Source organism: Kerstersia sp. (assembly GCF_052103615.1).
GTDB lineage: Bacteria > Pseudomonadota > Gammaproteobacteria > Burkholderiales > Burkholderiaceae_B > Kerstersia.
This window is the reverse complement of sequence record NZ_JBQEKA010000066.1, coordinates 1-7,637: the sequence shown is the minus strand read 5'-3', so window position 1 is coordinate 7,637 and position 7,637 is coordinate 1. Positions and strand designations below refer to the sequence as shown.

The 7,637-nt window shown below is 61.9% G+C and carries 8 protein-coding genes; all 8 read right to left on the bottom strand.

All coding sequences use genetic code 11. From position 1 onward, the window contains the following. Positions 1 to 1,396, bottom strand: a 1,396-nt coding sequence (gene paaZ, locus ACTJGZ_RS12335) for a phenylacetic acid degradation bifunctional protein PaaZ (protein ID WP_441663216.1), incomplete at its 3' end; no start/stop codon positions are given. 204 nt (positions 1,397 to 1,600) lie between these two features. Further along, on the bottom strand, positions 1,601 to 2,353 hold the full coding sequence (locus tag ACTJGZ_RS12330; RefSeq protein ID WP_441663215.1) for a Phenylacetic acid catabolic protein: 753 nt from the start codon (positions 2,351 to 2,353) through the stop codon (positions 1,601 to 1,603). Positions 2,354 to 2,376: 23 nt separating this feature from the next. Then, positions 2,377 to 3,453 (bottom strand): 1,2-phenylacetyl-CoA epoxidase subunit PaaE, encoded by a 1,077-nt coding sequence (gene paaE, locus ACTJGZ_RS12325; RefSeq protein WP_441663214.1) that lies wholly within the window; start codon positions 3,451 to 3,453, stop codon positions 2,377 to 2,379. 37 nt (positions 3,454 to 3,490) lie between these two features. Continuing rightward, positions 3,491 to 4,018 carry a 1,2-phenylacetyl-CoA epoxidase subunit PaaD gene (gene paaD / locus ACTJGZ_RS12320; RefSeq protein ID WP_441663213.1) on the bottom strand — a complete coding sequence of 176 codons (528 nt, stop codon included), beginning with the start codon at positions 4,016 to 4,018 and terminating at the stop codon, positions 3,491 to 3,493. 11 nt (positions 4,019 to 4,029) lie between these two features. Then, positions 4,030 to 4,806, bottom strand: a complete 777-nt coding sequence (gene paaC, locus ACTJGZ_RS12315) for a 1,2-phenylacetyl-CoA epoxidase subunit PaaC (RefSeq protein ID WP_441663212.1) — start codon at positions 4,804 to 4,806, stop codon at positions 4,030 to 4,032. Continuing rightward, on the bottom strand, positions 4,806 to 5,090 hold the full coding sequence (gene paaB / locus ACTJGZ_RS12310; protein ID WP_068372050.1) for a 1,2-phenylacetyl-CoA epoxidase subunit PaaB: 285 nt from the start codon (positions 5,088 to 5,090) through the stop codon (positions 4,806 to 4,808). The genes paaC and paaB overlap by 1 nt, the downstream gene beginning before the upstream one ends. A gap of 47 nt (positions 5,091 to 5,137) precedes the next feature. Beyond that, positions 5,138 to 6,127, bottom strand: a complete 990-nt coding sequence (gene paaA / locus ACTJGZ_RS12305; RefSeq protein WP_441663211.1) for a 1,2-phenylacetyl-CoA epoxidase subunit PaaA — start codon at positions 6,125 to 6,127, stop codon at positions 5,138 to 5,140. A 42-nt stretch (positions 6,128 to 6,169) separates the two neighbouring features. Next, positions 6,170 to 7,375 carry a 3-oxoadipyl-CoA thiolase gene (gene pcaF, locus ACTJGZ_RS12300; RefSeq protein ID WP_441663210.1) on the bottom strand — a complete coding sequence of 402 codons (1,206 nt, stop codon included), beginning with the start codon at positions 7,373 to 7,375 and terminating at the stop codon, positions 6,170 to 6,172. Positions 7,376 to 7,637: the final 262 nt, after the last annotated feature.

Here is a 7,637-nt window from a genome sequence, read left to right as displayed (position 1 = left end):
TGCGCGCGCTGGCGCGGTTCCCGATCATGACACGGCCATGGTAGGGGGCTATGCCCAATACCACCGTTTCCGCCACTGCCGCCTCGTTGGTAAAGAGCGAAGCCACCAGACTGCCCTGCCCGCGGCGCACCAGCTCGACCGCTTCTTCCAGCGTGTCGTACGGCATGATGGTGCTGACCGGCCCGAACGCTTCGACTTCATGCACCTTGCGTGCGGCCAGCGGCTGTTCGCAGAGCAGCACCACGGGCGCGTAGAATGCGCTGCCTGCCGTATCGGCCTGCGCCGCATCGCCAATCACGACCTTGGCCTCGGCCAGCAATTCCTGCACGCGTTCCTGCACCTCAACACGCTGGTCAGGACTGGCCAGCGGGCCCATGGTGACGCCATCAGCCGTCGGGTTGCCCACCACCACCTTGGCCAGCCTCTCACGCAAGGCGTCCACGACCGCAGCGACTTGCGCCCTCGGCACGATCACGCGGCGGATGGCCGTGCATTTCTGCCCGGCCTTGGTGGTCATTTCATTGGCGACTTCGCGCACGAACAGCTTGAATTCTTCCGCATCCTGCGTGACATCCGTGCCCAGCACCGAGGCGTTCAGGCTGTCGGCCTCCATATTGAAACGCACCGATTGCGCCACGATGGCGCGGCCGGTCTTGAGTTTCTGGCCAGTTGCCGCCGAGCCGGTAAAGGTCACCACATCCTGCCCGGTGACGTGATCCAGCATATCGCCAGTGCTGCCGCAAATCAGCTGCAATGCGCCTTCGGGCACCAAACCCGTATCCAGCATGCGGCGCACCATCAATTCGGTCAGATAGGCAGTCTGGCTGGCCGGCTTGATGATGGCTGGCATTCCGGCCAGCCAGGTCGGCGCCAGCTTTTCCAGCATGCCCCAGCAAGGAAAATTGAACGCATTGATATGGACAGCCACCCCTTGCAGCGGCGACAGGATATGTTGCGCGCTGAAGCTGCCATCCTTGGACAGGCGCTCCACCGAACCATCGACCAGCACGCGGGTGTTGGGCAGCTCCCGGCGCCCCTTGGAAGCATAAGACAGCAGCGTGCCGATGCCGCCCTCGATATCCACCCAGCTATCCACGCGCGTCGCGCCTGTGCGTGACGACAGGGCGTAAAGCTCTTCCTTCACTTCCAGCAATGCCAGGCCGATGGCCTTGATCATACCGGCACGCTCGTGGAAGGTCATGGCGCGCAATGCCGCTCCGCCGGCCTGACGGCCGTGCGCCAAAATGGCCGGGTAATCCAGGCCAGTGGCGTCAATCACGGCGATCGGTTCACCGGTCGAGGCATCCCGCAGTGTCTGGCCGGCACCCGTGCCTGCCGTCCACTTGCCGCAGACATAGCTTTCCAGCCGGCGCGGAGAGTGAGTAGATGTGCTCATGAAGCTTTCCTTCTTAATCCTGTTGCAGGAAAAGCATAGGCAGCCTGCGGCTGCCCATGCCTTATCAGTTTCTCGTAGCGGCGCCTTGCCCGTTCAGGCATTGCGCCCGGCCCCGGCAGCCGCTTGCGCCAGCCCAGGGTCAGCTGACTGGGCCAGCTGACTGAGCCAGCTGACTGAGCCGCTAATGGGGCCGCTAATGGGGCCTTACAGCGCCAGCGCCGCCAGACAGTCCTCCAGCCGCTGCTCCCAACGGGTCAGCAGCACCTCATTGGACTCATGGCGCAGCCCGAAGCGCGCCAGCGTGTCGTAACGCGCCGAACCCGCCAGACCGAACGTGGCGGCAACCCGCGGACGCCAGTAGGCAATGGAGGCCAAGGCATCCGCCCGGCCTTCCGGACTGGCCACGATGCGTTCCAGCCCTTCCAGGCCCAGTTCCGCATGGCGCCGTTCGCGCGGTTCGATCTCACGGAATACTTCAGCCAGCGGGCCGTAGGACACGCGCGTGAACTCTTCGAACTGCACCCCGGCCGCCAGGCCTTGCAGCACGTTCATGACGACCGCATCCGTCCAGCCGGTGAAGGGATAATGAAACACCGACAGGCGCATGTCCGCGCCATGCCGCGCCGTGCCCAGATCCGCATCGCGCGCCACGCGCGCCGCCCAATCATGCTGGCGCTGATAGCGTTCGGCATCCGTGCCGAAGGTCTGCATGATATTCAGCACGCGTTCGGCGTGATCGGCCTTTTCCAGCGTGATCCGGCTGGCGGCAATGCGTTCGCGGATGCCTGGCGCGTAATTGATCGACGCGGCAAACCCCGCCGATGCCGCCAGTTCGCTATCCACGAAGGACGACATGAGCCGCATCAGCTCGCCGCGGTAGCGTGCCGGCGCATTGCCTGGCGAGGTCAGCACGCCGCCCTGCGCCAGATACTCTTCGATATTCATCGTTTCGGACATGGATGTCTCCTCCCGCCGCTCAGTTATTCATCGTAGCTGACGACCACCCGGTCGCTCAGCGGGAAGCCCTGGCAGCTCAGCACATAGCCCTGCTCGACTTCATAGTCTTCCAGCGCATGGTTGATCGCCATTTCGACTTCGCCTTCCAGCACCTTGCACTTGCAGGTGGAGCAAACCCCGGCCTTGCAGGCGTAGGGCGCATCCATGCTGTTTTCCAGCGCGGCGTCCAGAATGCTCTGGCCCTGTTTGGGAAAGGCGAAACTGCGCACCACGCCATCCAGCGTAACGGTGGCTTCGCACACGCCGACATGGGTCGAGGCCGATGCCGAGTTTTCCTTGCGGCGCGCCTTGCCTGGCTGGGCCGACGCGAACAGTTCAAATTTAATGCGTTCCTTGGCCATGCCGTTGCCAGCCAGCGCATCGGCAATCGCCAGCATCATGGGCTCAGGCCCGCAGATGAAAGCGGTATGCACCGATTTCAGGTCTATCCAGCGGCGGAACAGCTCGTCGCACTTGGAACGGTCCAGATGGCCCGTGAACAAGTCGATTTCCTGGCCTTCGCTGTTGAACACATGAATGACGGAAAAGCGGCCCAGGTATTCGTTCTTCAGGTCTTCCAGTTCCTCGCGGAACATCACCGTGCTGATCTGGCGATTGGCATAGACCAGCGTGAAGCGTGACTTGGGCTCACGCGCCAGCGTGCTCTTGATGATGGACAGCACCGGCGTAATGCCGCTGCCGCCCGCAAAGCCCAGATAATGACGGGTGCTGTCAGGCTCCAGCGGGATATGGAAGCTGCCCATGGGGGGCATGGCTTCCAGCACCTCGCCCGCCTTGAGCGCTTCATTGGCCCAGCTGGAAAACGCCCCGCCATCCACGCGCTTGATGCCGACGCGCAAGGCGCCTTCATCCAGCCCGGAACAGATGGAATAGGAGCGGCGCAGTTCGTCGCCGTCGAAGGCGCGACGAAACGTCAGATACTGGCCGGGAATGAAGTTGAACAGCTCGCCGTCTTCCGCGCGCGGCTTGAGTGTTACCACAACGGCGTCTCGCGTTTCGCGGCGCACGTCAACAACTTGCAAGGGGTGAAAGCGTGCCATGGTCTCCTCGCTGGCTAGGCTTCTCTATGCATTGAATTCAAATGCACTTGAAATAATCGAATGGTTCCAGGCAATCCAGACAGCGATAGCTGGCTTTGCATGGCGTGGAACCGAACTGGCTGACCCTGGCGGTATGCGTGGAACCACAGTGCGGACAGGACACGGCCGGGCCGTTTTCCTGACGCAGCCAGATTCGCCTGCCCTGCCCGGACGGCACCGCATCGCCAGCTTCTTCCACTGGCGGCGCAATGCCGTAACCGCGCAGGCTCTCCCGGGCCTTGTCACTCATCCAATCGGAGGTCCAGGGAGGCGCCAGCTGGCGCTCCAGGCGCAAATCCGTCACGCCATGCGCACGCAGCGCCGCCTCGATGTCCTCATTGATAACGGTCGTGGCCGGGCAGCCCGAATACGTCGGCGTGACCACAACGATCAGGGTCTCGCCTTCGTAGCGGACGTCGCGGATGATGCCCAGATCCACCAGTGAAATCACGGGAATCTCGGGATCAGGCACGCCTTCCAGCCACTGCCATACCTGCTCGATTTCGGGACGCGACAGCGTATCCATGGCGCGCTCCGCTACCAGGTGCAGCCAGGATAGGCGCGTTGCAGGAACTGCATTTCCGCCAGGATGAAACCCAGATGCTCGGTGTGGCGCCCCTGTTTGCCGCCGCGATGCGCATAAGTGCTCGCGGGCAGTTTCAGCGTGGCCTGTTCCAGCACTTCGCTCACCGTTTGCATCCAGGCGTCGCGCAGCGCCGCGGGCGCCGGCGCAATACCGACCTGCGCCACTTCATCATCGAAGGCATCGCCCAGGAACATTTCTCCGGTGTACGACCACAGATTGTCCAGAGCGGTTTGCATGCGCTGATGGCTTTCCGCCGTCCCGTCACCCAGGCGTATCACGAGCTCGCTGGAGCGATCCAGGTGATAGCTGACCTCTTTGATGGCCTTGCCAGCGATCTCCGCCACACGGACATCGCTGGATGCCATCAAGGCCTCCAGTTGCAGGAGGTGCCAAGCATCAAACAAGAACTGCCGCATCAGCGTATGCGCGTAATCCTCGTTGGGCTGCTCGGCCAGCAGCAGGTTACGGAAGGCGACGGCATCACGCAGATAAGCCAGGTCGTCCGCCGTCTTGCCCTCGTCTTCGACTTCTGCAGCCAGACCCAGCCAGAATTGCGTTTGGCCGATCAGGTCCAGCGCCACGTTGGCCATGGCGATATCTTCTTCCAGGATGGGCGAATGGCCGCACCATTCCGAGATGCGGTGCCCGAGGATCAGCGTGCTATCGCCCATGCGCAGCAAGAACTCGCGCAGCGCCTGGGTCGAGGCTTGTTGGACGATGGTAGTCATTACATGTGCCCCACTTCTTCCGGAATTTTGAAAAAGGTCGGGTGGCGATAGACCTTGGAATTGGACGGTTCGAACAGCGGGCCCTTCTTGGAAGGCACGCTGGCGACGATATCGTCCGATTTCACTGCCCAGATGCTGACGCCTTCATTGCGGCGGGTATAGACATCGCGGGCATTGTTGATCGCCATTTCAGCGTCCGGCGCGTGCAGGCTGCCGACGTGGCGGTGATTCAGGCCGTGCTGGCCGCGGATAAAGATTTCCCACAGGGGCCATTCTTGCGACATGATGATGTTCTCCAGAAGTTTGATTCGATGTGTCTATGGCGGACGCGTCAGGCAGCCAGCTTGCGCAGGCGCTGCTTGTCGGCGTGCGCAGCCAGGCCCTCACGGAACCAGGCGCCGTCTTCCCATGCCTTGACGCGCGCGCCCAGGCGTTCGCGGTTGCACGGGCCATTGCCGGCGATCACTTCGAAAAACTCATCCCAATCGGGCTCGGAAAAATCATGCGCGCCGCGCTCTTCATTCCAGACCAGGTTTTCATCAGGAATGGTCAGGCCCAAGTACTTGGCCTGCGGCACGGTCTGGTCAACGAATTTCTGGCGCAGTTCGTCGTTGGTGTTGATCTTGATCTTCCAGGCCATGGACTGCGCCGAGTGCACCGAATCCTTGTCGGAAGGGCCGAACATCATCAGCGCCGGATACCAGAAGCGGTTCAGCGCATCCTGGGCCATGGCTTTCTGCTCCGGGCTGCCGGCGCACATCTTCATCATGATGTCGTAGCCCTGGCGCTGGTGGAAGCTTTCTTCCTTGCAGATGCGGATCATGGCGCGGCTATACGGGCCATAGGAAGTGCGCTGCAGCGGCACCTGATTCATGATGGCGGCGCCATCGACCAGCCAGCCCACTGCGCCAATATCAGCCCAGTTCAGCGTGGGGTAATTGAAGATGGAGGAATACTTCATCTTGCCCTTGTGCAGCAGCTCGACCAGTTCGTCGCGGCTGACGCCCAGGGTTTCGGCCGCACAGTACAGGTACAGGCCATGACCGGCCTCATCCTGAACCTTGGCCAGCAAAATGGCCTTGCGCTCCAGGGTCGGCGCACGCGTGATCCAGTTGCCTTCCGGCAATTGGCCCACCACTTCCGAGTGCGCGTGCTGGCCGACCTGGCGGATCAGCGTCTTGCGATAGGCTTCGGGCATCCATTCCTTGGGCTCGATCTTTTCGCCGCGCTCGATACGCGCCATGAATTCCTGTTCCTGCTCCGACATTTCTTCGAGGCTGCGCACGCGCTCGCTGTCGGTTTTAATCATTTGTGCATACATGATCTGGCCTCCGTACCTTGATAGGCTTGAATTAAGGGGCTTTCAAACACGCTCGATAATCATCGCGATACCCTGCCCCACGCCGATGCACATGGTGCACAGCGCGTAGCGGCCGCCCTGGCGGCGCAACTGGTAGGCAGCGGTGGTCGCCAGGCGAGCGCCGCTCATGCCGAGCGGATGGCCGATGGCAATCGCGCCGCCGTTCGGATTGACGTGCGCGGCATCGTCGGGCAAGCCCAGCTGACGCAGCACAGCCAATGCCTGCGAGGCAAAGGCTTCGTTCAATTCAATGAGATCCATATCCTGGATGGACAAACCGGCGCGCTGCAATACGCGGCGGCTGGCTTCCACCGGGCCGATGCCCATCACGCGCGGCTCCACGCCTGCCGCAGCCATGGCGACCACGCGCGCCAGCGGACGCATGCCCTGCTGCTGTGCTGCCGCTTCGGAAGCAATGACCAATGCACAGGCGCCGTCATTAACACCCGAGGCATTGCCTGCCGTCACGGTCAGGCCCGCGCCGTTGACGCCTTTGAGACGCGCCAATTGTTCCAGGCTGGTGCCGGGACGCGGATGCTCATCGGACTCGACAATCAGGGCATCACCCTTTTTCTGCGGAATCGTGACAGGCACGATTTCCTCGGCAAAGACACCCGCTGCGTGGGCAGCAGCCCAGCGGGCCTGGCTGCGCACGGCAAAAGCATCCTGGTCATCCCGGCTGATGCCGAAATCCGCGGCAACGTTATCCGCTGTCTGCGGCATGGTATCGACGCCGAATGCCGCTTTCATCTTCGGGTTAACGAAACGCCAGCCGATGGTCGTGTCATAAACAGCGTTGGCGCGGGAAAAAGCGCTTTCGGCCTTGGGCATGACAAAAGGCGCGCGGCTCATGCTTTCCACGCCGCCCGCGACAACAAAATCGCAGTCGCCTGCGCGAATGGAACGCGCCGCCAGGCCGACAGCATCCAGACCGGACCCGCACAAACGGTTCACGGTCGTCGCCGGGACGCCTATGGGCATGCCCGACAGCAGGACAGCCATGCGGGCAACGTTGCGGTTGTCCTCACCGGCCTGGTTCGCGCAGCCGAAGATCAGATCATCGACCTTGGACCAATCCGCATTCGGATGGCGCTGCATCAGCGCAGCCAACGGAACAGCGGCCAGATCATCGGCACGCACCGAAGCCAGCGCGCCACCATAGCGCCCGACAGGCGTGCGAACGGCATCACAGATAAAAGCTTCCGTCATGGATTCCTTCTCCCTGGGTGGGCGGCCATGATTCACTGACCGACCGGACGGTTATCGTATTCTACAAGTGATATTAAGCACCCAAAAGCATCACAATTCAATAGGGGTTTCCGATTAATTTGTAATGTTTCAGTCCGGTGAATATGGGATGAGACGCACTCTCTTTTCCCTGCCCATGCGCCCTTAAGATGTGCCCTTAAGATGCCCGCCAGAAGGGGCATGAGACGAGGCGGGCCTCGGGCTTGGCAGCCGGAAGGAAGGA